The organism is Lebetimonas sp. JS032 (genome assembly GCF_000523315.1).
Lineage (GTDB): Bacteria > Campylobacterota > Campylobacteria > Campylobacterales > Nautiliaceae > Lebetimonas.
The window spans coordinates 1,257,536-1,280,521 of record NZ_ATHS01000001.1; the positions used below are offsets into that span (position 1 = coordinate 1,257,536).

A 22,986-nucleotide genomic window follows, 5' to 3' on the forward strand; every position below is an offset into this window, starting at 1 on the left:
TAATTTATATCAATACCATATTCTTTCTAAATATAAGCCGGTTGGACTCGCCAAGTGTTTGGAAATTAATTTTTCTTTGTTTAACTGTTTTTTTAAATCTTTTATAGTTAGTTTTTCTTCGTTAATTTTTAAGATAAAATCCATAATTATTCTGATTTGTCCTCTTAAAAATCCGTTTCCTCTGATTTTGAATACATATAAATTTTTATATTCAAATGCTTTTGCTTCATAAATTTCCCTTATATAATGATTAACATCGCTTCCGGTTTTTGCAAAATACTCAAAATCGTGCCTGCCTGTTAAAAGTTTTAAAGTTTTGTTTATTTTATTTAAATTTACGGGTTTATTATAAAACAGTGTATATTTTGCATTAAAAGGTGTAAATTTTTTTGTAATTAAATATCTGTAACTTCTCTGTTTTGCACTGAATCTCGGATGAAAATCCAAAGGTGCAGTTTCAATTTTTTTAAAATAAATATAAGGATACAAAATATTGTTCAAAGATTTTTTTAGTTTGTTTAAGTTCCAGAAATCAGGGGTTTCAAAGGAAATTACCTGATTCAATGCATGGACACCCTTATCGGTTCTGCCGGAATGAAAAATTTTAGTGTCTATATTTAATTTTTTCAATGCTTTTAATATTTCGCCCTGAACGGTTTTTTTATTATTTTGAATCTGCATACCGTAAAATTCGCTGCCGTCATAGGCAATAACCGCCTTAATCAAAATTTTTTATCCTTTAAATAAAAAAATAATCCGCAAAAAAAGAATAACGATATTATTAATAAATTTATTGCAAACGAATTTGTGATTTTTGTAAAAATTAAATATATTACTAATAATAAAATAGAATAAATAAGTGAATGGTTTTTATGCAATCTTGGATGAAAAAATCCAAAAAGCGGTATATAAAAAAAGAGTGTTATTGGAATTAATGCAAAAGGTATGTAAAATAAAAACAGTTTTTTATTCTTTTTTAAATATTTTTTATATTCTAAAATATTGAAATTTATATAAGGAATTATTTGATTAATATTCATTGTTTTAAATTTTATTGTTAGATTTTTATCAATATCATAAATATAGCCGTTTTTTAACTGAAAAATCAAATAATTTTTATCTTTAATTATAGAGGCGCTGTTTGAAGTTATAAATTTTTTTTCACTCGGGTTGAAAAGATATATTTTTTTATAAAAATTTTTTTCTTTTTTTTCTATAAATGCGTTCCATTTTCCAAACTGTTGTGAAATTTGAGATGTCTGAATATTAAATTTGGCTTCCTGTTTTTTTTCATTTTTGAAATTTTTATAAACCAAATCAGAATAGGGGATAGAAATAAAAAGAATAAAAAAATTAACAACCGCAATTAAAACAGATGTTATCATAATGGGGAAAAGGATTTTTTTAGGGGATATACCGGTTGAAAAAACCGCAACAAGTTCCTGAGTATCACTTAAATTGGAGTATGTCATTACAGAAGCCATGAAAAAAGAGATGGATAAAGTTACAGTCAATATTTTTGTTAAAGATAAAAAATACATTTTGGAAAGTTCTAAAAATGTTATATGTATCGAGGCTGTAACATTTGAAATGGAAATTATTACAATAATAGAAGTAATCAGAAATAAAATCAAAAATATATTTATAAATATATTAAAAAAATTTTTTAATATATATTTTTGAAGTTTATCCATACAATCTACTCCATAAATTTATAAAATAATCATTAAAACACCATACGATAAAAGTGCCAAGTGCCAAAAAAGGTATAAAAGGAAGCTCTAAATCTTTTTTGAAAATTCTGTTGTAAAGAGATGGAAAAATAGCAATTAATGCTGCTATAAATATTGCAAAAAGCGAAAGTTTAATTCCAAGAAGCCCTCCCATGCTTCCAGCCAGAATTATATCCCCTTCGCCCATGGCCTCTCTTTTTATAAAAAATGAGACATAATATCTTATTAAACTCATTCCGCCCATTAATATTAAAGCATTTTTAAAATTTTCAATAATATCGGGGGTTGAAAAAAATGAAAGTGTTAACGCCAAAAGATTTAAACTGTCCGGTACAGCTTTATAATCAAAATCAATCATGCTCAAAGCTAAAAAAAGAGTGAAAATTATAAATATAATAAATGAATAAATATCCAAGCCTATTTTTTTATATATTATAATAGCCAAAATACCCGTCATTAATTCTATTATGGGATAACGCAGAGAAATTTTTTCGCTGCAGTAAGCACATTTTCCTTTTAATAAAAAATAACTGATAATAGGTATATTATGCCAGGGCTTAAGCTTTTCCCCGCATTTTGGGCAATGGCTTGGGGGATATGCGATGTTTTTCCCTTTAGGGACTCTGTAAATAACAACATTTAAAAAACTACCGATACAAATACCTATTACAAAAATTGTTATATAAATTATCAAATTATCCATTTTTCATTCTCCGTTTTATATTTTTCATTCCCCACTTTTAACTTTTCACTACTCACTACCCACTACCCACTGTTTTATATTCCCCCAAATCTTCTTTGCCTTTTTTTAAAATTGTTTAAAATTTGTTCTAATTCCCTGCTTGTAAAATCAGGCCACAAAGTAGGGGTAAAAAACATTTCTGCGTAGGCAATCTGCCAAAGTAAAAAATTACTGACCCTGATTTCTCCGCTGGTTCTTATTAATAAATCCACATCTTCATTTATATCAAGGTTTTTTTGGATATTTTCCTGGGTGATTTCTTCGTTTTTTTTAATTATTTTTTTAACAGCCCTTGTAATTTCGTCCCTGCCTCCGTAATTTAAGGCCAAAACCTGTGTCAGTCTTTTATTGTTTTTGGTAGTTTCTTTTGTGTATTCGATTCTTTTTCTGAGTTTAGGGAAAAATTTTGATATATCACCGATAACTTCAAATTTTACATCGTTTTTTATATATGTCTCAAGTTCTTTTTTTAACCAGTTTTCAAGAAGTTTCATTAGAAAATCTGTTTCCATTTTCGGTCTTTTCCAGTTTTCCGTAGAAAAAGCATATAATGTTAAAATTTTAATTTCGGGACTGTTTGCGCAGTAAGCTGTTATTTCCTTTACAACTTCTGCCCCTTTTTTATGACCCTCAACTCTTTTAAGGCCTCTTTTTTTTGCCCATCTTCCGTTTCCGTCCATTATTATTGCAAGATGCATATATTAAGCCTTTAAATTTATTAAATTTTCACTAAAATCATATATCGGTTTTATCTCTTTTTTAACAACTTCTACCGAAAAAGGCAGCTCTTTTTTATATAAATTTATTAAATTTATTGTTGAATCAAATTCACAAAAAAGTTTTAAGCTGTTTTCAAATAAAAACCCTTCTATTTCCCCCAGATGTTCAAATACAGCATAAAATTTTAACGTGTTTTTTTTATATTTAAGCTGCATAAGAGCTTTTTTTTTATCATTTATAATTATATGATATATTTTTTGATTAAAAGCCATTAATATATTCATCCAGAATATAAATTCGTTTTTATTATTCGCATTTGCCAAATGGCTCATTATTTCTTTTTTATCAGGGGCTAAAAAATTTTTTGTAAAATTTATTTTTTTTAAAATATTTAAAATTCTGGGATATTCTTTAAGATTGGAAATTTTTATCGAATATCTGCCTTCTTTTATTTCTGCAAGATATTTATTACCCACTTTTAACGGTATATAACTTTTGGTTTGAATTTCACGGTTACCGAGTTTTATTAAATATTTTATGGGATTTAATTGTTTTTTTATATCGATTTGTACCGGCAAAGTAGCATTAAATTCTTTAATGCCTTCGAGTCTGTTTATGGTTTTTAAAATTTTACCTATTTTAGAGAGATTTAACGGCATCAGCAAGCTTTAAGGCAATTTTTTCTTTACTCTCCTGAGGAAATAAAATTTCTTTATCTTTTGTGATAAAAATTATTTCGTTTTCATCGCTTCCGAAACTGTTTTTTGAAAGTAAATTCAGACATATTGCATCTAAATTTTTTTTATTTAACGCGTTTTTTGCGTATTTAAGGGCATTTTTTTCATCAAATTCGGCTTTAAAGCCTATTTTTTTAAATTTTTTTTCTTTTAAATGTTCAAGGATATCAATGTTTTTATGTAATTTTAAAACAAATTCATTACCTATTTTCTCTTTTTTTAATTTTCCTTTTTTATAAACCGACATATAATCCACTATTGCGGCTGCCATTATTAAATAATCAGGATTTTCCTTTAAGATTGCTTCTAAATAATCTTTTGCGCTCTCAACTTTTATCTGTTGAATTTCTTTGGTAAGATTATGGTCTTTACTAGAAATCAGTGTTACATCGGCGCCTTTTATATAAAATGCTTTTGCCAGGGCTTCCCCCATTTTCCCGCTTGAAAAATTACTTATAAATCTTACATCGTCTATTTTTTCCCTACTTCCTCCGGCGGTTACAACAACTTTTTTGTTTTTCCAAATTTCTTGCTTGTTTATTTCCCTCAGTGCCCGTAAAAATATCTCTTCCGGTTCGGCCATCTTACCTATTCCCTCGTCTCCACAGGCTAGAAGACCGGAATTGGCTTCGATTATGTTTAATTTTTTAAAATTTTTTTGTGTAGTGGGATGTAAATACATGTTTGTATTTGCGCTTGGTGCAAAAAGAGTGGGGGCTTTTGTGGCAAGGTACGTCTGTAAAAGCAGATTGTCGGCGATGCCGTTTGCCGCTTTATTTATTGTATTTGCACTGGCGGGGGCTATAATGTATATGTCAGCCCATTTTGCATAATTAATATGGTTAATATCATTTGCCCAGTCTTCATTTTTGCTTGTTAAAACCCTGTTTCTTGTAAGTGTTTCAAATGTAAGAGGAGTTACAAATTTACCTGCGGCGTCTGTCATTACAATTCTTACATTATCTTTATTTTTTATAAAAAGCCTTATAAGCTCGCATGTTTTATATATTGCAATGCTTCCTGTAACCCCTATCAATACGTTCATCTGTTTTCCCCGAAAAATTTATAATAAAAATTCTTTACTATTTTTAAAGGGGTTCTGCTGATTGCAAGGCTTCCTTTTGGAATATCCTTGTTTACTGTGCTTCCTGCTGCTATTATTACATCTTCTTCTATTGTAAGAGGTGCAATTAACTGTGTATCGCTTCCTACAAAAACATTTTTCCCTATTTTTGTTTTATATTTATTTTTTCCATCATAATTACAGGTAATTGTTCCGGCCCCTATATTTGTACCTTCTTCTATTTCACTGTCTCCTAAATAACTAAGGTGTCCCGCTTTTATTTTATTTAATTTACTTGCTTTTACTTCCACGAAATTCCCTATGTGGGTATCAATAAGCTCGCTTTTAGGCCTTATTCTCGCCATCGGACCGATACCGGAATTTTTTATAACAGCATCTTCAATTACACTGCCTGGACGGATTTCACTTTCAATAATTACGCTTTTTTTAATTACACAGTTTGGCCATATTTCACATTCCCCTTCAAAAGAAGAATATGCATCTATAAAAATTGTCTCTGGCAAGTGCATAATAACACCGTTTTTCATCCAAAAATTTTTTATTCTGTTACAAATTATTTTTTCGGCTTCCGCCAAATCTTTTTTTGTATTAATGCCTTTAAAATCTTCTTCATTAACTTCAATTGCTTTTACATTTAATCCATCTTTTACAGCCATTTCTATAATATCAGTTAAATAATATTCATTTTGAGCATTTTTATTGTTTAATTTAGGAAGATATTTTTCTAAAATTTCTTTTTTTATCAGATAAATTCCGGCATTTACGTAAGGGATTTTAAGTTCGTTTTCATTTGTGTCTTTTTCTTCTATTATTTTTTTTACATTTGAATTTTCTATCAACACCCTTCCGTATCCAAAAGGATTATTTAATTTCATAACGCTCATTACGATATCGGCATCAATACTCTCAAATTTTTTAAGTTCATTTGCTTCAATTAAAGGCATATCACCGTTTAAAATAAAAATTTTGTCATTTTCAATTTTTAATTTTCCATTATCCATTAAGGAAAACAGCGCTCCTCCGGTTCCTGGATAATTTTTTAAATCCTGTTTTATTATATTAATCGGATAATTTTCTATTGTTTTTTTAACATTTTCAAACTGATGATAAAGTATTATATTTACATTTCCCGATATTTTAAGAGATTCTTCAATTACAAATTCAATCATTGCTTTGTTGCATAATGTATGAAGTACTTTTGGAATCGCACTTTTCATACGGGTTCCCCTGCCCGCTGCCAAAATAATGACACTTGACATATGTTTACCTTTTTTTTGTTATAATTATAGCAAAAAAGGCTATTTTGATGGATTTGGCTACTGTTATTGGAATGGTTGGCGCTCTTGGTCTTCTTATTGCCGCTATGGCACTCGGTGTGGGTGTAGGGGCTTATATTGACCCTCAATCAGTGTTAATTGTTATTCTCGGTTCAATAATGGCTCTTATGGTCAGTTATAAAATGGATATGATGACAAAATTTTTAAAAGTTTTCATGATAGCCATAAAACCTAATTATCAGCCCAATTATGAAGAATTAATAAAAAAACTTGTAGATTATGCAACTCAGGCAAGAAGAGACGGAATTCTTTCACTTGAGAGCGCAGCCAATAACGAAGAAGACGAATTCTTAAAAAAAGGCCTTTCAATGGCGGTAGACGGTAACGAGCCCGATACAATCAGAGAACTTTTGGAAATAGAAATGGAGCAGATGGAAGAAAGACATAAAAAAATGGCTTCCATTTTTTCTACATGGGCAGGTCTCGCCGGAGGCTTCGGTATGCTTGGAACATTGGTGGGACTTGTCGCCATGCTGCTTAACATGTCCGACCCTTCATCAATCGGTCCGGCTATGGCGGTTGCATTACTTACCACACTTTACGGTGCTATGATAGGTAATATTTTCGGAAATCCTATTGCCAGCAAACTTTCTTTGAGAAATGATGACGAAATGCTTGCAAAGACCATGATACTTGAAGGTATTATGTCTATTCAGGCGGGTGACAATCCAAGAACACTTGAAGCAAAACTTTTAAGCTTTTTGCCGCCTTCTAAAAGAAAATCCCAATTCGAATAGGAAAAATGAATGGCTAAAAAAAAGTGTAAATGCGAATGTCCCGAGGGTCTACCTGAATGGTTGGCGACATTCGGGGATTTAATGAGTTTACTTTTATGTTTTTTTGTTTTGCTTCTTTCAATGTCCACTATGAACGCCAAAAAGGTTCAAGAAGCCATAGGCTCTCTTGCGGGTGCACTTAGTGTGCTTGAAGGCGGAGCTAAAACCGAGGTTAGTAAAAACAGAAACCAAATAGCCACCCCTATTGAAGAAAAACAGGAAACTTCCCAAACTGTTAACAAACTTTCAAAAGCTATTCAGGAATTCAGACAGTTTACATCGGGTTCAAAAGGCCCTTCAATTACATTGGAAGAAGGCGAGGAGGGCTTTTTTATAAGGCTTCCCGCCGATATTACATTTAAACCGGGAAGTGCTGAAATTACAGATGAAGATGCATTGCTTTTTTTAAAAAGAATATCACTGATTATAAAAGAATATCTTCCTAAAAATATTGACATTCAGATAAAAGGATATACAGATAACACCCCTCCACCTCAAACGTCTCCTTATACGGATAACTGGGAGTTAAGTGCGGCAAGAGCACTCAGCGTTCTTAAAATTTTAATAAAAGACGGAGTCAATCCAAAACAGCTGAGTGCCGCGGCATACGGCGAATATCATCCGATTGCAAGTAACGACACACCTGAAGGAAGAACAAAAAACAGAAGAGTTGAAATATGGTTTTTTGCGAAGAAAAAAGAACTTCAAAACAAAGTTCAAAAATCAGTATTAGATAAAGCTAAATGAAAAAAATATTATTAATTTTTTTCCCTGTTTTGATTTTTGCGGCGGCAGTGCATATTCCAACAGTTAATTTGTCATTAAGCGCCCCCGCTAATCCTAAACAGCTTGTAAGTACGTTAAATATAGTCATCTTAATGACCTTGTTGGTACTGGCTCCTAGCATTGTACTTGTAACCACATCTTTTATAAGAATAATTGTGGTGCTCGGTTTTTTGCGCCAGGCTCTCGGGACACCTCAATCGCCTCCAACGACACTTTTGGTTTCATTTGCGCTTATTTTAACGTTTTTTATAATGGAGCCGTATGCAAAGCAGTCTTATAATAACGGAATAAAACCGTATATGCAGGAAAAAATAGGATATGAACAGGCTTATGAAAGAAGTGTCAAACCTTTTAAAATGTTTATGATAAAAAATACACGTGAAAAAGATTTGGCTCTGTTTTACAGAATAAGACATCTTCCAAATCCAAAAACAGTTAACGATGTGCCTTTAACAATTTTAGTCCCTGCTTTTATGTTAAGTGAGCTTAAAACAGCTTTTGAAATAGGATTTTTAATTTTTTTACCTTTTTTGGTAATTGATATGGTGGTCAGCAGTATTTTAATGAGCCTGGGAATGATGATGCTGCCTCCTGTGATGATTAGTTTACCGTTTAAAATTTTAATATTTATTTTAGTTGACGGATGGGATTTGGTTGTAATGGGACTGGTGCAGAGCTTTAAGTAAGGATATAGGATATAGAATATAGGATTTAGGATTTAGGATTTAGGATATAGGATATAGGATATAGGATTTAGGATTTAGGATAGAGTAAAAATGAAAGGAAATAAATGACTTGCAGCAGTTTTGGTAAATGCGGAAGCTGTGTATTATGGAAAATTCCATATGTTAAACAGCTTGAAATGAAAAAAGAAAAAATAAAAGAGATGTTTAAAGATTTTGATATACCTGAAATTGAAATTATAAATGATAAAGACGAGTATTTCAGGGCTAGGGCTGAATTTAGAATCTGGCATGAAGGGAGTGAGCTTTTTTATGCGATGAGGAAAAGAAAAGAGGAGGGAAGGGGTGTAATCCCGATTGATGAGTGTAAAATAGTGGATAAAGCGATTTATGATGTTATGCTTAATTTGCTAAAAGAGATAGAAAAAAGTGAAAATTTAAAAAACAGGCTTTATGAAATAGATTTTTTAAGTAATTCTTCAGGCGCACTTATTGTTACTTTAATTTATCATAGAAAAGTGGATCAAGCAATTGCAGAAGATATTAAAAAATTAAAAGAAAAATTTAAAAATATTGATTTTATTGTCAGAAAAAAAGGCAGAAAATATATATTTGATAAAAATTATTTGATTGATAAGCTTGATATTAACGGCAATATATATAAATATAAAATAATTGAAAATACATTTTCACAGCCAAACAGAAATATAAACAAAAAAATGATTGAGTGGGTTTTAAAAAACACATCCGGTTTAAAAGGGGATTTGGTTGAACTTTATTGTGGAAACGGAAATTTTACAATTCCTCTTAGTGAAAAATTTAATAAGGTTATCGCCACTGAAATTAATAAGGAAAGTATTGAAGCAGCGACTTTTAATGCCGAAATTAATAACAGAAAAAATATTACTTTTCTTGCTATGAGTGCTGCTGAATTTAGTTCACTAAAAGAGGAAAAATCTCCTCTTCTTGCAAAATACGATTTGAAAAATGTTTTTATAGACCCTCCAAGGGCCGGACTAGACGACAAATCAAGAAAATTTGTAAACAGTTTTGAAAATATAATTTATATATCATGTAATCCGGAAACTTTAAAAAGGGATTTAGAAACTCTGACTAAAAAAAGAAAAATAAAAGCTTTTGCATTTTTTGACCAGTTCCCATATACCAATCATATGGAATGCGGAGTGATATTAGAAAGTGAACAGTGAGAAGTGAGTGGTGAGTAGGGGAAAATGATTAGTTTTAACGATTTAGCAGGAGAGATTTTTTTAATTTTATTGTTTTTAGGAATAACTATTGGTGTTATTATTGCTGAAAAGATAAGGAGAAAAAAATGAAAGTTTTAATAATAGGGCCTGGAGGAGTTGGGGGGTATTTGGCTTATAAACTGAAAAAATGCGGTAATTATGTAAGTGCTATAGGAAGCAGTGGAGAAGTTAAAGAATTGACTATTAAAGATGTTGATAAAGAAGAGAGCGTAAAATTTGATGATTTGACTAAAATTTATGATGTGGTTTTTGTTACAACAAAAAGCTATCATTTAGATGAAATTATAGAAAAATACAAAAAATTTTTAAAAAATTCAATTGTTGTACCCATTTTAAACGGAATAGGGCATTTTGAAAAATTTAAAGATTTTAATTTAAAAAAGGCCTGTATTTATATACTTTCAAATAAAGTTAACGGGATTATTCATAAAAAAACACCTCTTTTTTATTTATGTCTTGAAGATGATGAAAAATTAAGGGAAGTTTTTAAAAACTGCGATGATTTAAAAATTAAATTTAGTAATAATATTGACAAGGATATTTGGAAAAAGTATCTGTTTATCTCTACTTTTGCTAGCTTGCAGAGTTTTTATCAAAAACCGACCGGCTGGATAATGGAAAACAAAAAAGATGAAGTAGAGAAGTTTTTAGATGAGGTTATAAGAATAGCAAAAGAAGAGGGAATTGATTTAAGTGATGAAAAAGAAAGAGTGATAAAACAGGCGCTAAATATTCCGTATAATTCGAAAATGAGCATGCAGATTGATTTTGAAAATGGTAGTCTTACAGAAGTGGATAATTTAACAGGTTTTTTGGCTAAAAAGAGTGATTTTATCAATAAATACTATAAAAAGTTAAAACAATAATTTTTCATTTTTCACTTTTCGTTTTTAATTTATTTAAATAACTCTCAAGTATTTTTTTAGCGGCTAAGCTGTCAATTCTTCCATCCCTTTTATATTTTATTTTTCCTTTTATTTCCTCTTCAACTAAATTGCTTGTAAAACTCTCATCTACAAACTCTATTTTTCCGTTAAAATTAATTAATGATACAAAATGTTTTATTCTTCTTTGCATCTCTTCATTCGTTTTGGGAATTCCCACCACTAAAATATCGGCTTTATACTCTTTTAAAATATTATCAATTTCCCTTGCGGCCTGATTTCTGTTTTTTCTTATAACGGCATTTAATGGGATGACAACCGATTTATCAGGGGTATAAGCTATACCTATTCTTTTAAGTCCTACATCTATTGCAACACTTTTTTCCATATTTTTACCTTTTGTTCTAAATTCATTCTTGCATTTAAAGGACTTGGACTTGGCAGATACAATGGAGAATGTAAAATGGAAAACGAAGAATTTTTGAAATGTTTTTTTATAACTTTTTCAGCAGTTCTTGAAGTAACTGCTAATTTTTTTATATTTGGATATTTTTTAAGTAAATTTTCAATATCACACGGTTTTATGATTTCCAAATTGTCATCTCTGCTGTTTCCGTCTTTTCTTTTGCATTCACATACACTGTCCCATAAGGCAGTTTTATGTTTTTCTAAAAAAGAAATTTTTTCCTGGATGGTGTCAGGTTTTTTATCATTATAAATAATTGCCAATATATTCCAGAACTGGTTTTTGGGATGCGAATAATAAAAACTGTTTTCAAAAGATTTGATTGACGGAAAAGTTCCAAGAATTAAAATTTTACTTGTTTTAAAAATTATTGGTTCAAATGGATGAATTAGTCTTCCATTTTCCATTATTTATTATCCATTAAAAAATACTTTTCCATTTTTTATTTCAACTTCAGAGTTTAGCTCCATTTCATAAATTCTTGAGCCGTAAAGTTTTAGGGCTTCATTTAAGGATAAAATTTTTTCATTAGAACTGATTCTCAAATTTTTACAAAATTCATCTATATCCCAAATAACTTCCGCCTGATTTGTTTTTGCAATATAATTGGTGCCAGCGCTTTCACCTATCCTCTGCGGAATAACATAAACTTTTTTGTTATATTCTTTTGCCCATTCAAAGCTTCTCATGCTGCCGCTTTTTAATGAAGCCTGCGTAATTATTACAAATTTTGAAAGTTTTACAATAATTCTGTTTCTTTCAAGAAATGTATGTTTGTAAGGTTTGTAATTTTTTTCGTATTCACTGATTGCGAGAGCTTTTTTGTAAACGGATTTTATCAAATTTTCATTTTGTTTGGGATAAATAATATCAAGTGATGAGGGTGAAACAAAAACAGTGTTTGGGAAAGAGCCTCTGTGGGCCTGGGTATCCACCCCCAAAGCGCCGCCTGAAATTATTACAAATTTTTTTGAAAGTTTTTTTGCCAAAAGATATGTGATTTCTTTTGTGTATTTGCTCGCTTTTCTGCTGCCTACAATGGCAATTTTATCTCTGTTTAATAAATCAGTATTACCTTTATAAAAGAGTTCAAATTCATCAAATTTTAATTTTTCATTATGGCTGCTTTTCAAACTGCCAGATGAGCTTAATTCGATTTGTTCATTTTCGCTCATTTTCCATTATCCATTCTCCATTTTTTACCGCTTACTTTTCATTTTTTGTTTTTAATTCATAAAGTTGATTTATTGTTATTACATCAACATTTTTTAAAATATTCTGTGATTCATTTAAAGCTTCAATGGTTGTTTTATGAGGATGCCCTATGGCAATGGCATATCCTCTTTTTCGGGCTATTTTAACCGCTTTTTTAAGCTGGTTCTGGATATAGTTTATATCCGGTTTGTTATCTAAAAATATATTTCTTTCAAAAAAGGGAATATGATAAATTTTTTCTGCATCTCTTGCCTTTGAATAAGGTGTTGTTCTTGAATCTACAAATCCCAGATTGTCTTCTTTTAAAACTTTAAAAAGTTTTTCCATTTCAGTGGTATCGGCAGTAAATTTGCTTCCTGTATGGTTGTTTATAAACTCCGCTTTCGGAAACCATTTTTTTATTTCATCAATTCTTTGTTTTATTTGGGAATAAGACCAGTCTGTATTTATAGTGTCCGGTTCAGGATGTGCAAACGCAAGTGCCTGCATAGGTACATGAACCATGTAATCTTTGAATTCTTTTGCATAAACAGGGGTGTTGGGATGGATTTTTGTGGGTGGAAAAAACGAAGGTGTCGCTTCAAAAGGCAGATGTTTAATAGCTTTTACCTGATATCCGAATGAAACATCGTCCAGAATAATTACAAGTTTCGGTTTTTTGGTCTTTAATTTAACCGTAACCGGTACAGGGGGTTTTGTTTTTTTATAATGTTTATGAGCTGTTTCATAATCTTCTATTTCAGAAGGAAGATTATATAAATTTTTATTATTTTGATTCAGCTGATTTGAAAGATTTTTAATTTTTTTTTCAAGCATGGATATTACATTTTGTGTTTTTTGCAGGGATTTTTTATTTGTGTTTTCTCCTATATAAACACCCGCAATAAAAAAGCTTAAAGAAAAAATTGCCAGTAAAAGTATATAAACAATATATTTTAAACTGTTTTTTTTTGAATTTTTTCGTTTTTTTTTCATTTTTTAAGAATTATCTCAATTTCTAATGTTTCAATGTTTTGGTTTGAATTTGTTTTAATGCCGATGTCTTTAATATCCACATATTTTTTTACAACGTTGATTAAATCCTGTTTCATTTCATCTAAATTATTGATTTTTGTATTTGCTCTTTCATATGCAAGCATCATCATAAGTCTGTTTTTTGCAACATCTTTTGATTTTTTCTTTTTAAACAGGTCAAAAAAACTCATTTGAATAATCCTTTAAGTTTAGAGAAAATACCTTTTTTTTTGGTTAAATCCAAAAATTCAATTTCTTCATTTTCTATTCTTTTTGCAATTCTTCTGTAAGCTTCCCCGACCAATGAATTTTCATTAAGTGCAATCGGTTCACCAATGTTGGTTGAACGTACAATTTCCTCATCATCCGGAACTATTCCGATTAAGTCAAGTGCCAATATATGCAAAACATCTTCGGTTGAAAGCATTTCTCCTTTTTCAACAAGTTCGGGTTTGATTCTGTTTATTATAATTCTTTTTTCAACTTCTTCTCCAAGTTGGGCTTTTTTGCTTTTTGCATCTATTATGCCTATAACCCTGTCGGCGTCCCTGACAGAAGAAATTTCCGGGGTTGTAACCACTAAGGCCATATCGGCAAGATAAATTGAATGTTCGAATCCGCTTTCTATTCCTGCAGGTGAATCGATTAATATATAATCAAAATCTTTTTTTAATTCGTTGATTAAATTTTCAACTTTATCTTTATCGAGTACCGTTTTGTCTTTTGTCTGACTTGCGGGCAGAAAATGCAAATTATTTGTACGTTTGTCTTTTATTATGGCCTGGGCCAGATTACATCTTTTTTCCATTACATCAACGACATCATAAACAATTCTGTTTTCAAGGCCCAATATCATATCAAGGTTTCTAAGCCCTATATCAAAATCTATTGCAATAATTTTTTTGCCGTTTTTGGCCAAAGCCGTGGCAATATTGGCGGTTGTGGTTGATTTACCTACTCCGCCTTTGCCGCTGGTAATAGTAATAACTTTTCCCATTTTTTCTCCTATCCCGAGAAGGGATTAATTTTTATTTGGATCTACAATTTTGTTTTGTGTAATCCAAGGCATCATAGCTCTTAATTTTTGTCCTGTTTTCTCAAGTAAAGAAACTTTCATATTATTTCTCTCAGCAGTCATTCTTGGATACCCGGCCATTCCTTCAAGTATAAAATCTTTGGCGAATTTACCGTTTTGAATTTCTTTTAAAATCTGTTTCATAGCTTTTCTGCTTTCTTCGTTAACTACTTTTGGCCCGCTTACATAATCTCCGTATTCCGCAGTGTTTGAAATAGAATATCTCATATTTTCAAGACCGCCTTCAAACATCAAATCAACTATGAGCTTTAATTCATGAAAACATTCAAAATATGCCATTTCCGGTGCGTAACCCGCTTCGACCAATGTGTCAAACCCGGCCTGAACAAGTGATGTTACACCGCCGCATAAAACTGCCTGTTCACCAAACAGGTCAGTTTCTGTTTCATCTTTGAATGTTGTTTCAATTATTGCGGTTCTTCCTCCGCCAATTGCGCTTGCATAACTGAGGGCTAACTGTTTTGCCTCCTCACCGCCTTGATATACAGCAATTAAATCCGGAATTCCCCCGCCTTTTACAAATTCGCTTCTTACAGTATGCCCCGGGGCTTTAGGGGCTATCATAATTACTTTTAAATCAGCTCTTGGAATTATTCTTCCGAAATGAATATTAAATCCATGTCCGAATGCTATTGCGGCGCCTTCTTTTAAATTAGGTTCTATTTCTTTATAATAAACAGTTCTTTGAATTTCATCAGGTAATAATATCATTACTATATCTGCACCTTTTACGGCTTCGCCCACTTCTTTTACTTCAAATCCGTAATTTTTAGCTTTTTCCCATGATTTGCTGCCTTTTCTAAGACCCACTGTTACATCAACCCCGGAATCTCTAAGATTAAGTGCATGGGCATGACCCTGGCTTCCAAAACCTATCATTGCAACTTTTTTGTTTTGAATAATGCTTAAATCACAGTCTTTATCATAATAAATATTTAATGCCATTTTATCTCCTTTTTTTGGAATTATATCAAATATTTTGTTATAATTTAGCAATTTAACTTAAGGGGCCTTTTTGAAAAAAATAATATTAACTGTTTTTTTTTCTTTTCTGTTTTCTGCCGAAATGCCTTTGAATGTAGCTTTTAAAAAAGGTTTTTATTATAAAATATGTGATAAAAGATGGGATTATATCAATAAATATGTAAATAAAAGGGAAGATTTACTCTCACTTGTAGCTTATGCATGTCTTAAAAAAAGATATTTAACGCCTGCTCTTGATTTGGCAAAAGTATTAAAAAAAACACCTCTCGGAAGAAAAAATGCCACTTACATAACAACTCTTTTTTTAATGAAAAAATTAATACTCGAATACATTTTTAATGATATAAATTTAAATAATATAAAACTTCCTGTTATAAATGACAATTTATTGGGGATTGTGTTTAATTATATACAGATAAAAAAAATAAAAAAAGAAAAAAATAAAATAGTAATTTTTGATAAAAATAAAAAATATATTGTTTTTCCTAATAAAAATTACAATATTGTAATTAAAGAATATTTAAACAATAAACTTATAAAAAAGGAAATTTTTTGGTAATTACAGATAAGATTTTTTTGGATAATTTGCTAAAAGAAAATGAATTAACCAAAGAACAGTATCATAAGATTCAGGAATTGTTAGAAAAAAATCCAAAAGAAGATGTGCTAACACTTTTATTTAAAAACGGGTATATTACAAAAGAAGTATATTTAAAATATCTCTCTTCCAAATATTCAATAGGTTATATTTCCGATTTAAGTTCCATAAGATTAAAAGACATTCATATTCCTGTCAACATTTTAAAGCAGACACTGGCCGTTCCTGTGGAAGAGAAATACAATAAAGTAAAAATAGCCGTTGCCGATCCGCTTGACTGGAACGCACAGGCAATTTTAAAAAGATTTTATCCTCAAAAAGAAGTTGAATTTATATTGGGGTTAAAAGAAGATATTTTAAAAGTTCTTAAATTACTTGAAAGTAAAGAAAAAGTAAAAGAGATTATAAAAGATATAAAAAAAGAATTAAAAGGAGCCGAGGTAACCGGGGAAGAATCTGCGGTTATGAGACTTATTAAATATCTTGTTGTCTCCTCCATTGAAAAAAAAGCAAGTGATATTCATATTGAGGCGGAAGAAGACGGAGGGGTTGTGAGAATCAGGGTGCTTGGGGATTTATATGAAGTGCTGGATTTTGATATGGATATTTTTAACGCCCTTGATTCAAGAATTAAAATTCTTGCCAATATGGATGTCAGCGAAAAAAGGAAGCCGCAGGACGGTTCTTTTTCCATGGAATTAGGCAAAAATAAATTTGATTTTAGGGTTTCTACCCTTCCCACAATTTGGGGAGAAAGTATCGTTATAAGAATTCTTGATAAAAGGAGTATTCTTAAAAAAATAGATGAAATAGGAATTACATCAAAAAATCTTGAAATTTTTAAAAAAGCCCTTTCTCAGCCTAACGGTATTTTTCTCGTAACCGGGCCTACTGGAAGTGGGAAAACAACAACTTTGTATGCTGCTTTGCATGAAATAGCAAAAGTAAACAGAAAAGTTATTACTGTTGAAGACCCGGTAGAATATAAATTACACGGGATACAACAGGTTCAGGTGAATCCAAAAGTTGATATGACTTTTACAAACGCCCTAAGAAGTATATTAAGACAAGACCCGGATATTATAATGATTGGGGAAATCAGGGATTTAGAAACACTTGAAATCGCAATCAAAGCCGCTTTGACGGGCCATTTGGTTCTTTCGACCCTTCATACAAATGATGCCGTCAGCTCAATCCAAAGAATGATAGATATGGGTGCGGATGCTTTTATGGTTGCAGCTTCTTTAATCGGAGCTGAGGCCCAAAGGCTTGTAAAAACGATATGTCCATACTGTAAAACAAAACATAAACCTGAAGATATTTATTTGGATCCTATTAAAACAATAATACCTAAAGATGCGGTCTTTTATAAAGGTATCGGCTGTGAACATTGTAATTTTACCGGATACGGGGGCAGAACAATGATAAGTGAAATATTTTTAAATGATGAAAAGATGGAAAGTATGATAAGCAGGGAAAAAGAAAAAATAGATATACTGAATTATTTAAGAAGCAAAGGTTATCAGAGTATGTTTTATGACGGACTGATTAAAGCGTTAAAAGGAATTACTACATTAGAAGATATTTATAAGGTAGCAAAATTATGAAATATTTTAAAGCAACATTCATTTATAAGGGTGAAAAAGAAAATTTGGTATTTAAAGCGTTAAATAGGGCAGAAGCGATAATTGAAGCAAAAAAACTGCATAAGGGCCTTTTAATAGATATAAATGAAATTCCTATGCCTTTTAATGAAAAAATTAAAATCTTTAAAGATATTGTTTTAAATAAAATTTTAAGAAGAAAATTAAATTATCCGGCCTATATAGGCTCTATAAAACAACTTTCTGTATTGATAAAAGCGGGGATTTCCCTTAAAGATGCCCTTGAAGATATATCTTCTCATACAAAAGATTCGTTGATTTCTGAAATTTTTGCAAAGGCGGCAGAAGCTATAGACAGCGGTAAAAGTTTATCCGAAGTATTTGAAAAATATGAAAATTATGTAGGGGGAATTTCCGTCGCCATGATAAGACTTGGTGAACAGACGGGGGATTTGGTGGCAGCTCTTGAATCTTTAGCGGGAATTTATGAAAATATGTATGAAAACAGAAGAAAAATGATAAGGGCCCTTCGTTATCCTGTAATTGTTCTTTTTGCCATTGCTGCAGCATTTACTTTTTTGGTTTTGGTTGTAGTTCCGAAATTTAAGGCTGTTTTTTCCATGCTCCACGCAAAACTCCCTTTGCCTACCAGAATATTGCTTTGGGCGGAGCATGTTTTATCAAATTACGGTCTTTATGTGTTGTTTGTATTTATCTTAATTCTGGTTTTGATTTCATTTTTTTATAAAACATCTTATAAATTTAAATATTATGTCGATAAATTTTTATTAAAAATGTATCTGATAAAAGATGTTATTGAATATGCAACTTTAACAAGGGTTCTTAATACTTTGTCGTCTTTAATCAAAAGTGGTATTCCTTTGGTGGATGCGTTGAAAATCACAGAAGGTATTGTTGAAAACGAAATTATAAAAGAAAAACTAAGAGAGATTATTAAAGGCGTTAATCAGGGAAGAAGCTTTGCCGAAATGGTAAGTGAAACCAATTTTGTAAATTATGTAGCCCTTAGGATGATAAGTGCCGGGGAACAATCCGGAGAATTAGACAATATGCTTGAAAGCGCCGCAAAATACTATGCGGATAAATTCCAGGATATTATCGACAATATGCAGGCTGCAATAGAACCTATTATGTTGTCTGTAATAGGGGCTTTGGTGCTACTCTTGGCCCTTGGTATATTTTTGCCTATGTGGGATTTGGCAAGTGCGGCAAAAAATGCAATGTAATTATTTTTTAAAATTTTCCAAATAATCATCCTCGTCTTCATCTTCTTTTTTATTTATTTTGTAATTTTTATATCTCGGGTCGTTTTTTATTTTATCCCATTCTTTTTTTAATTTGTCATATTCTTTTTTTATATTTAAAATTGCAGCTGCAATTCCCCAAAAAACACCAAGCCACAATAGCCATATTTGATGGAAAGTGTTTTTAAGCCATAATCCCATCCCAACCCCCATTAATACCGCAACAACTATAGAAATGCCCAAAGAAAGCTTTTCGGCACCTCTTACGGTTTTTCCCAGATTTCCTTTTTTTTGCATTAAATTTCTTTTGCAATTTGTTTGTAAGTTTTTATTGTGTTTTGTATATCTTCATCATTCATAGGGGTACAGATAAAGCCTGTTTCATATGCGCTTGGTGCAAAATAAAAACCGTTTTTTAACATTTTATTATGAAATAATGCGTATCTTTTTGTATCACTCTCATTTACCTCATCAAAATTTTTTGGATTTTTAGAATTAAAGAAGAATCCAAACATACTGCCCATTACATTATAATTAAATTCAATTCTGTTTTCTTCTGAAATTTTGGCAAATCCCTGCATTAGATTTTTTGCTTTTTTTTCAAGAATCTTATAGATTTCCGGATTTTCTTTTAGTTTTTTAATTTGTGCAAGGCCGGCACTCATGGCCACAGGATTACCGGAGAGTGTTCCCGCCTGATAAACAGGACCGATTGGAGATAATTTTTCCATAATTTCTTTTTTTCCCGCAAATGCGCCAACAGGCATTCCGCCTCCTATTACTTTACCGAATGTTACAATGTCCGCTTCAATACCGTATATATCAAAACTTCCTCTAAGAGACGCCCTGAATCCGCTCATTACCTCATCAAAAATCAGAATTGCCCCATAATGGTTGCAAATTTCCCTGAGTTCACCTAAAAAATCGGCTTTGGCAGGTACCAAACTCATATTTCCGGCAATCGGTTCTATTATTACACATCCCACATCACCGTTTTGAAAACATTTTTTAACACTTTCAATATCATTATATTTTGCAAGAAGTGTATGTTTTGTAAAATCTCCCGGAACACCGGGAGAACTTGGTGTCCCGAATGTAGCGGCGCCGCTGCCGGCACTGACCAACAGTGAATCGCTGTGTCCGTGGTAACACCCTTCAAATTTTATAATATCGTCTTTTCCGCTTACACCCCTTGCCAGTCTTATGGCGCTCATTGTGGCTTCTGTGCCTGAGCTTACGAATCTTATTAAATCCAAATGCGGAAATAGTTCCAACACTTCTTTTGCCAAATCTATTTCAACTTTTGTAGGGGCTCCGAAACTTGTTCCTTTTTTTACGGCTTTTATAATTGCATTTTCTATTTCCTTGTCACAGTGTCCGAAAATAAGTGGACCCCAGCTTTGTATAAAATCCAGATATTTTCTGCCTTTTGTATCATATATATATGCCCCTTTCCCTTTTTCAATAAAAGGAGGTTCCCCTCCGACACTTTTAAATGCCCTAACAGGTGAATTTACTCCTCCAACGATATATTTTTGTGCTTCTTGAAATAGATTCATTTTTTTTACCTTTTTTTTGTTACAATTATACTAAAAAGGGAATACAATGAAAATCGATGCAAAACTTGTTGAAAAATTGGAAAATCTTTCTATGCTTGAGATAGCCGATAAAGAAAAAATGGCTGAGAATTTGGCGGAAATAGTGGAATTTGTTGAAATGCTACATGAAATAGATACAAATGAAATAGAAGCTACTTTTTCAACATTAAACAATCCTACACCTTTAAGAGAAGACGAGGTTAAACAAAGTGATGTTATCAAAGATGTTCTTTCACATGCACCAAAATCAAAAGATGATTATTTTATAGTTCCTAAAATAATCGAATAGGAAAAATAATGGCACTTAATTTTACATTAGAACAGCTTTTAAAAAGTATTAAAGATTACAATGCAAGTGATTTGCATTTAAATGTCAATGCAGAACCGACGCTGAGAATTGACGGAAAATTAACCCCTTTGAATCTTCCAAAACTTACAAAAGAAGATGTTGCGGATCTTTGTTATTCCGTTTTATCAGAAAAACAAAAAGCAAAACTTGAAGATGAACTTGAACTTGATTTTTCTTTTGAGGTACCGAAAGTTTCAAGATTCAGGGCCAATTATTATTTCGAAAGAGAAAATTTGGCAGGCGCATTCAGGATTATTCCTGAGAGGCCTTTTAGTCTGGATGAATTACGCGCCCCGGGAGTATTTAAAAAATTAGTAAGGCATGAAAAAGGTCTTGTGTTGGTAACAGGGCCTACCGGAAGCGGTAAATCAACCACTCTTGCCGCTATGATAAAAGAAATAAATGATAATTTCAGAAAACATATTATTACCATTGAAGATCCGATAGAATTTGTGCATCAGCATAACAAATGTCTAATATCCCAAAGAGAAATAAACAGGGATACAAAATCGTTTCTCAGGGCTTTAAGGGCATCTCTTAGGGAAGATCCGGATGTTATATTAATTGGTGAGATGAGAGACAGAGAGACAATAGGCGCCGCAATTACAGCGGCAGAAACAGGGCATTTGGTTTTTGCAACGCTTCATACAAATTCGGCAAGTCAGACTATAAACAGAATTGTGAATGTATTCCCTGCAGAAGAACAGGACCAGATAAGAACCCAGCTTTCAATGGCTATTTTAGCGGTTATTTCTCAGTCTCTTTTACCAAAAATAGGTGGGGGAAGAATTGCGGCTCATGAAATAATGATTAATAATCCAGCAATCGCAAACTTAATCAGGGAAAATAAAATTGCCCAGATATATTCACAAATGCAGCTTAACCAGGGTGTAACAGGAATGCAGACAATGAATCAGGTGTTGGCAGAACTTGTAATGAGACATATAATCGATAAAGATACAGCCATGGCTTATTCGACCAAACCGGAAGAGCTCAGAAAATTAATAGGTGTTTAATGGAAAATTTTTTAGTCTCTTCTTATGATTATAAATTGCCTGAGGATTTAATTGCGAAATATCCTGCAAATCCCAGGGATTTAGCCAAACTTTTAGTCTACGATAGAAAAAAAGATAAAATAATTCATACGGTTTTTAGAAATATTTTAGATTTTACGGGTGAGAGTACTTTTATTTTTAATAATACAAAAGTAATAAAAGCAAGAATCTTTGGAAAAAAAGAGAGCGGAGGAAAAATAGAATTACTTTTAAACAGGCCTTATAAAAACGGTTATCTGGTTTATATCAGAGGAAAAGTAAAAACAGGCAGCAAACTTTATTTTGATAATGGGCTTATGGCTGAGGTAAAAGAGCTTTTAGAAGACGGAAGCAGAATAGTTAGTTTTAAGTTAAAAGTTGAAAGTGAAAAGTGTAAAGCTTTGGATTTCTTAGAGCTTGTAAATATTTTAGAAAAAATAGGGCATGTTCCATTGCCTCCGTATATTAAAAGGGAAGATGAACAAATTGATGAATTGGAATACCAGAGTATTTTTGCCAAAAAAGAAGGGGCTGTTGCAGCGCCTACCGCTTCACTTCATTTTACGGATGAATTATTAAAAAAAATAAAAGAAAAATATTTTTTAACGCTTCACGTAGGGGCCGGAACATTTAAACCTGTTGAAGTTAGAGATATAAGAGAGCACAAAATGCACAGCGAATTCTATGAAATTCCTGAAAGCACAGCTAAAATTTTAGATTCAAATAAAGAAATAGTGGCAGTCGGAACAACCGTGACAAGAACGGTGGAATATTATGCAAGAGAAAAAAAATTAAGCGGAGAATGCGATTTGTTTTTGCATCCCCAAAATCCTCCCATAAGGGTCAATCATCTGCTTACAAATTTTCATCTTCCAAAATCAACGCTTATAATGCTTGTGGCAAGTTTTATAGGCAGAATTAAAACTCTTGAAATTTACAAAGAGGCAATAGAAAAAAAATACAGGTTTTACAGCTACGGTGATGCAATGCTTATTATATAAGTGAAATTAATT

The 22,986-nt window shown here is 31.5% G+C and carries 27 protein-coding genes; 11 read left to right on the plus strand and 16 right to left on the minus strand.

Annotated features, from left to right (window positions below; genetic code table 11):
• Positions 1–9 precede the first annotated feature (9 nt).
• From truA to glmU, 7 genes are all read right to left on the minus strand, one after another.
• A complete protein-coding gene (truA, locus tag DZ65_RS0107100) occupies positions 10–726 on the minus strand; it encodes a tRNA pseudouridine(38-40) synthase TruA (RefSeq protein WP_236617369.1) in 717 nt (238 codons plus the stop codon).
• Positions 723–1,694 carry an LptF/LptG family permease gene (locus DZ65_RS0107105; protein WP_024791437.1) on the minus strand — a complete coding sequence of 324 codons (972 nt, stop codon included), beginning with the start codon at positions 1,692–1,694 and terminating at the stop codon, positions 723–725. Before DZ65_RS0107105 ends, truA begins: the two co-directional genes overlap by 4 nt.
• The gene (locus tag DZ65_RS0107110; RefSeq protein ID WP_024787950.1) at positions 1,687–2,436 is read right to left on the minus strand and encodes an A24 family peptidase; all 750 of its coding nucleotides are present in this window, start codon (positions 2,434–2,436) and stop codon (positions 1,687–1,689) included. Before DZ65_RS0107110 ends, DZ65_RS0107105 begins: the two co-directional genes overlap by 8 nt.
• Before the next feature lie 74 nt (positions 2,437–2,510).
• The gene (locus tag DZ65_RS0107115) at positions 2,511–3,173 is read right to left on the minus strand and encodes a di-trans,poly-cis-decaprenylcistransferase (protein ID WP_024791438.1); all 663 of its coding nucleotides are present in this window, start codon (positions 3,171–3,173) and stop codon (positions 2,511–2,513) included.
• 3 nt (positions 3,174–3,176) lie between these two features.
• Complete coding sequence (locus DZ65_RS0107120) at positions 3,177–3,854, minus strand: hypothetical protein (protein ID WP_024787951.1); 678 nt, start codon at positions 3,852–3,854, stop codon at positions 3,177–3,179.
• Positions 3,835–4,977: a bifunctional phosphopantothenoylcysteine decarboxylase/phosphopantothenate--cysteine ligase CoaBC gene (gene coaBC, locus DZ65_RS0107125; protein WP_024787952.1), complete on the minus strand. Its 1,143-nt coding sequence runs from the start codon at positions 4,975–4,977 to the stop codon at positions 3,835–3,837. The genes DZ65_RS0107120 and coaBC overlap by 20 nt, the downstream gene beginning before the upstream one ends.
• The gene (gene glmU, locus DZ65_RS0107130; RefSeq protein ID WP_024791439.1) at positions 4,974–6,275 is read right to left on the minus strand and encodes a bifunctional UDP-N-acetylglucosamine diphosphorylase/glucosamine-1-phosphate N-acetyltransferase GlmU; all 1,302 of its coding nucleotides are present in this window, start codon (positions 6,273–6,275) and stop codon (positions 4,974–4,976) included. Before glmU ends, coaBC begins: the two co-directional genes overlap by 4 nt.
• A gap of 47 nt (positions 6,276–6,322) precedes the next feature.
• Here glmU and DZ65_RS0107135 point away from each other — a divergent pair, with 47 nt between their 5' ends.
• From DZ65_RS0107135 to DZ65_RS0107160, 5 genes are all read left to right on the plus strand, one after another.
• Positions 6,323–7,090 carry a motility protein A gene (locus tag DZ65_RS0107135; RefSeq protein WP_024787954.1) on the plus strand — a complete coding sequence of 256 codons (768 nt, stop codon included), beginning with the start codon at positions 6,323–6,325 and terminating at the stop codon, positions 7,088–7,090.
• A gap of 9 nt (positions 7,091–7,099) precedes the next feature.
• Positions 7,100–7,876 carry an OmpA family protein gene (locus tag DZ65_RS0107140; RefSeq protein ID WP_024787955.1) on the plus strand — a complete coding sequence of 259 codons (777 nt, stop codon included), beginning with the start codon at positions 7,100–7,102 and terminating at the stop codon, positions 7,874–7,876.
• A complete protein-coding gene (fliP, locus tag DZ65_RS0107145; RefSeq protein WP_024787956.1) occupies positions 7,873–8,601 on the plus strand; it encodes a flagellar type III secretion system pore protein FliP in 729 nt (242 codons plus the stop codon). The genes DZ65_RS0107140 and fliP overlap by 4 nt, the downstream gene beginning before the upstream one ends.
• A gap of 104 nt (positions 8,602–8,705) precedes the next feature.
• Positions 8,706–9,806, plus strand: coding sequence for a tRNA (uridine(54)-C5)-methyltransferase TrmA (gene trmA, locus DZ65_RS0107150; RefSeq protein WP_024791440.1), 1,101 nt, complete (start codon positions 8,706–8,708; stop codon positions 9,804–9,806).
• 125 nt (positions 9,807–9,931) lie between these two features.
• Positions 9,932–10,732, plus strand: coding sequence for a ketopantoate reductase family protein (locus tag DZ65_RS0107160; RefSeq protein ID WP_024791441.1), 801 nt, complete (start codon positions 9,932–9,934; stop codon positions 10,730–10,732).
• Positions 10,733–10,736: 4 nt separating this feature from the next.
• Here the strand turns inward: DZ65_RS0107160 and ruvX are convergent, their stop codons facing one another.
• Genes ruvX through ilvC form a run of 7 tightly spaced genes read right to left on the minus strand, consistent with a single transcriptional unit; the run spans position 10,737 to position 15,486 of the window.
• Complete coding sequence (ruvX, locus tag DZ65_RS0107165; protein ID WP_024791442.1) at positions 10,737–11,138, minus strand: Holliday junction resolvase RuvX; 402 nt, start codon at positions 11,136–11,138, stop codon at positions 10,737–10,739.
• The gene (locus DZ65_RS0107170; RefSeq protein WP_024791443.1) at positions 11,117–11,623 is read right to left on the minus strand and encodes a DNA-deoxyinosine glycosylase; all 507 of its coding nucleotides are present in this window, start codon (positions 11,621–11,623) and stop codon (positions 11,117–11,119) included. Before DZ65_RS0107170 ends, ruvX begins: the two co-directional genes overlap by 22 nt.
• A gap of 6 nt (positions 11,624–11,629) precedes the next feature.
• Positions 11,630–12,391 (minus strand): DNA-processing protein DprA, encoded by a 762-nt coding sequence (locus tag DZ65_RS0107175; protein WP_024791444.1) that lies wholly within the window; start codon positions 12,389–12,391, stop codon positions 11,630–11,632.
• 31 nt (positions 12,392–12,422) lie between these two features.
• A complete protein-coding gene (locus DZ65_RS0107180; protein ID WP_024791445.1) occupies positions 12,423–13,406 on the minus strand; it encodes a divergent polysaccharide deacetylase family protein in 984 nt (327 codons plus the stop codon).
• Complete coding sequence (gene minE, locus DZ65_RS0107185; RefSeq protein WP_024791446.1) at positions 13,403–13,636, minus strand: cell division topological specificity factor MinE; 234 nt, start codon at positions 13,634–13,636, stop codon at positions 13,403–13,405. Before minE ends, DZ65_RS0107180 begins: the two co-directional genes overlap by 4 nt.
• Entirely contained in the window at positions 13,633–14,442 is an 810-nt protein-coding gene (minD, locus tag DZ65_RS0107190; protein ID WP_024791447.1) for a septum site-determining protein MinD, read from the minus strand. The genes minE and minD overlap by 4 nt, the downstream gene beginning before the upstream one ends.
• A 24-nt stretch (positions 14,443–14,466) precedes the next feature.
• Complete coding sequence (gene ilvC, locus DZ65_RS0107195; RefSeq protein ID WP_024791448.1) at positions 14,467–15,486, minus strand: ketol-acid reductoisomerase; 1,020 nt, start codon at positions 15,484–15,486, stop codon at positions 14,467–14,469.
• A 70-nt stretch (positions 15,487–15,556) separates the two neighbouring features.
• Here ilvC and DZ65_RS0107200 point away from each other — a divergent pair, with 70 nt between their 5' ends.
• Genes DZ65_RS0107200 through DZ65_RS0107210 form a run of 3 tightly spaced genes read left to right on the plus strand, consistent with a single transcriptional unit; the run spans position 15,557 to position 18,974 of the window.
• Positions 15,557–16,084 (plus strand): hypothetical protein, encoded by a 528-nt coding sequence (locus tag DZ65_RS0107200; protein WP_024791449.1) that lies wholly within the window; start codon positions 15,557–15,559, stop codon positions 16,082–16,084.
• Complete coding sequence (locus tag DZ65_RS0107205) at positions 16,078–17,730, plus strand: GspE/PulE family protein (protein WP_024791450.1); 1,653 nt, start codon at positions 16,078–16,080, stop codon at positions 17,728–17,730. Before DZ65_RS0107200 ends, DZ65_RS0107205 begins: the two co-directional genes overlap by 7 nt.
• On the plus strand, positions 17,727–18,974 hold the full coding sequence (locus DZ65_RS0107210; protein WP_024791451.1) for a type II secretion system F family protein: 1,248 nt from the start codon (positions 17,727–17,729) through the stop codon (positions 18,972–18,974). Before DZ65_RS0107205 ends, DZ65_RS0107210 begins: the two co-directional genes overlap by 4 nt.
• Here DZ65_RS0107210 and DZ65_RS0107215 read toward each other — a convergent pair whose 3' ends face one another.
• Both DZ65_RS0107215 and hemL read right to left on the minus strand, forming a co-directional pair.
• Complete coding sequence (locus DZ65_RS0107215) at positions 18,975–19,289, minus strand: AtpZ/AtpI family protein (RefSeq protein ID WP_024791452.1); 315 nt, start codon at positions 19,287–19,289, stop codon at positions 18,975–18,977.
• Entirely contained in the window at positions 19,289–20,551 is a 1,263-nt protein-coding gene (hemL, locus tag DZ65_RS0107220; RefSeq protein WP_024791453.1) for a glutamate-1-semialdehyde 2,1-aminomutase, read from the minus strand. The genes DZ65_RS0107215 and hemL overlap by 1 nt, the downstream gene beginning before the upstream one ends.
• Before the next feature lie 46 nt (positions 20,552–20,597).
• Here hemL and gatC point away from each other — a divergent pair, with 46 nt between their 5' ends.
• From gatC to queA, 3 genes are read left to right on the plus strand one after another with little or no spacing between them, the layout of a single operon-like run.
• Positions 20,598–20,879, plus strand: a complete 282-nt coding sequence (gene gatC, locus DZ65_RS0107225) for an Asp-tRNA(Asn)/Glu-tRNA(Gln) amidotransferase subunit GatC (protein WP_024791454.1) — start codon at positions 20,598–20,600, stop codon at positions 20,877–20,879.
• Positions 20,880–20,887: 8 nt separating this feature from the next.
• Positions 20,888–21,955, plus strand: coding sequence for a type IV pilus twitching motility protein PilT (locus tag DZ65_RS0107230; protein WP_024791455.1), 1,068 nt, complete (start codon positions 20,888–20,890; stop codon positions 21,953–21,955).
• Complete coding sequence (gene queA / locus DZ65_RS0107235; protein ID WP_024791456.1) at positions 21,955–22,974, plus strand: tRNA preQ1(34) S-adenosylmethionine ribosyltransferase-isomerase QueA; 1,020 nt, start codon at positions 21,955–21,957, stop codon at positions 22,972–22,974. Before DZ65_RS0107230 ends, queA begins: the two co-directional genes overlap by 1 nt.
• The last annotated feature ends 12 nt before the right edge of the window (positions 22,975–22,986 follow it).

Coding starts and splice junctions, on each gene's coding strand:
- DZ65_RS0107180 (WP_024791445.1), bottom strand. CDS start 13,406: ATGAAAAAAAAACGAAAAAATTCAAAAAAAAACAGTTTAAAATATATT.
- DZ65_RS0107120 (WP_024787951.1), bottom strand. CDS start 3,854: ATGCCGTTAAATCTCTCTAAAATAGGTAAAATTTTAAAAACCATAAAC.
- gatC (WP_024791454.1), top strand. CDS start 20,598: ATGAAAATCGATGCAAAACTTGTTGAAAAATTGGAAAATCTTTCTATG.
- hemL (WP_024791453.1), bottom strand. CDS start 20,551: ATGAATCTATTTCAAGAAGCACAAAAATATATCGTTGGAGGAGTAAAT.
- DZ65_RS0107115 (WP_024791438.1), bottom strand. CDS start 3,173: ATGCATCTTGCAATAATAATGGACGGAAACGGAAGATGGGCAAAAAAA.
- minD (WP_024791447.1), bottom strand. CDS start 14,442: ATGGGAAAAGTTATTACTATTACCAGCGGCAAAGGCGGAGTAGGTAAA.
- trmA (WP_024791440.1), top strand. CDS start 8,706: ATGACTTGCAGCAGTTTTGGTAAATGCGGAAGCTGTGTATTATGGAAA.
- queA (WP_024791456.1), top strand. CDS start 21,955: ATGGAAAATTTTTTAGTCTCTTCTTATGATTATAAATTGCCTGAGGAT.
- ilvC (WP_024791448.1), bottom strand. CDS start 15,486: ATGGCATTAAATATTTATTATGATAAAGACTGTGATTTAAGCATTATT.
- glmU (WP_024791439.1), bottom strand. CDS start 6,275: ATGTCAAGTGTCATTATTTTGGCAGCGGGCAGGGGAACCCGTATGAAA.
- DZ65_RS0107170 (WP_024791443.1), bottom strand. CDS start 11,623: ATGGAAAATGGAAGACTAATTCATCCATTTGAACCAATAATTTTTAAA.
- DZ65_RS0107175 (WP_024791444.1), bottom strand. CDS start 12,391: ATGAGCGAAAATGAACAAATCGAATTAAGCTCATCTGGCAGTTTGAAA.
- DZ65_RS0107140 (WP_024787955.1), top strand. CDS start 7,100: ATGGCTAAAAAAAAGTGTAAATGCGAATGTCCCGAGGGTCTACCTGAA.
- ruvX (WP_024791442.1), bottom strand. CDS start 11,138: ATGGAAAAAAGTGTTGCAATAGATGTAGGACTTAAAAGAATAGGTATA.
- fliP (WP_024787956.1), top strand. CDS start 7,873: ATGAAAAAAATATTATTAATTTTTTTCCCTGTTTTGATTTTTGCGGCG.
- DZ65_RS0107215 (WP_024791452.1), bottom strand. CDS start 19,289: ATGCAAAAAAAAGGAAATCTGGGAAAAACCGTAAGAGGTGCCGAAAAG.
- DZ65_RS0107160 (WP_024791441.1), top strand. CDS start 9,932: ATGAAAGTTTTAATAATAGGGCCTGGAGGAGTTGGGGGGTATTTGGCT.
- DZ65_RS0107135 (WP_024787954.1), top strand. CDS start 6,323: ATGGATTTGGCTACTGTTATTGGAATGGTTGGCGCTCTTGGTCTTCTT.
- DZ65_RS0107210 (WP_024791451.1), top strand. CDS start 17,727: ATGAAATATTTTAAAGCAACATTCATTTATAAGGGTGAAAAAGAAAAT.
- DZ65_RS0107230 (WP_024791455.1), top strand. CDS start 20,888: ATGGCACTTAATTTTACATTAGAACAGCTTTTAAAAAGTATTAAAGAT.
- DZ65_RS0107110 (WP_024787950.1), bottom strand. CDS start 2,436: ATGGATAATTTGATAATTTATATAACAATTTTTGTAATAGGTATTTGT.
- minE (WP_024791446.1), bottom strand. CDS start 13,636: ATGAGTTTTTTTGACCTGTTTAAAAAGAAAAAATCAAAAGATGTTGCA.
- coaBC (WP_024787952.1), bottom strand. CDS start 4,977: ATGAACGTATTGATAGGGGTTACAGGAAGCATTGCAATATATAAAACA.
- DZ65_RS0107105 (WP_024791437.1), bottom strand. CDS start 1,694: ATGGATAAACTTCAAAAATATATATTAAAAAATTTTTTTAATATATTT.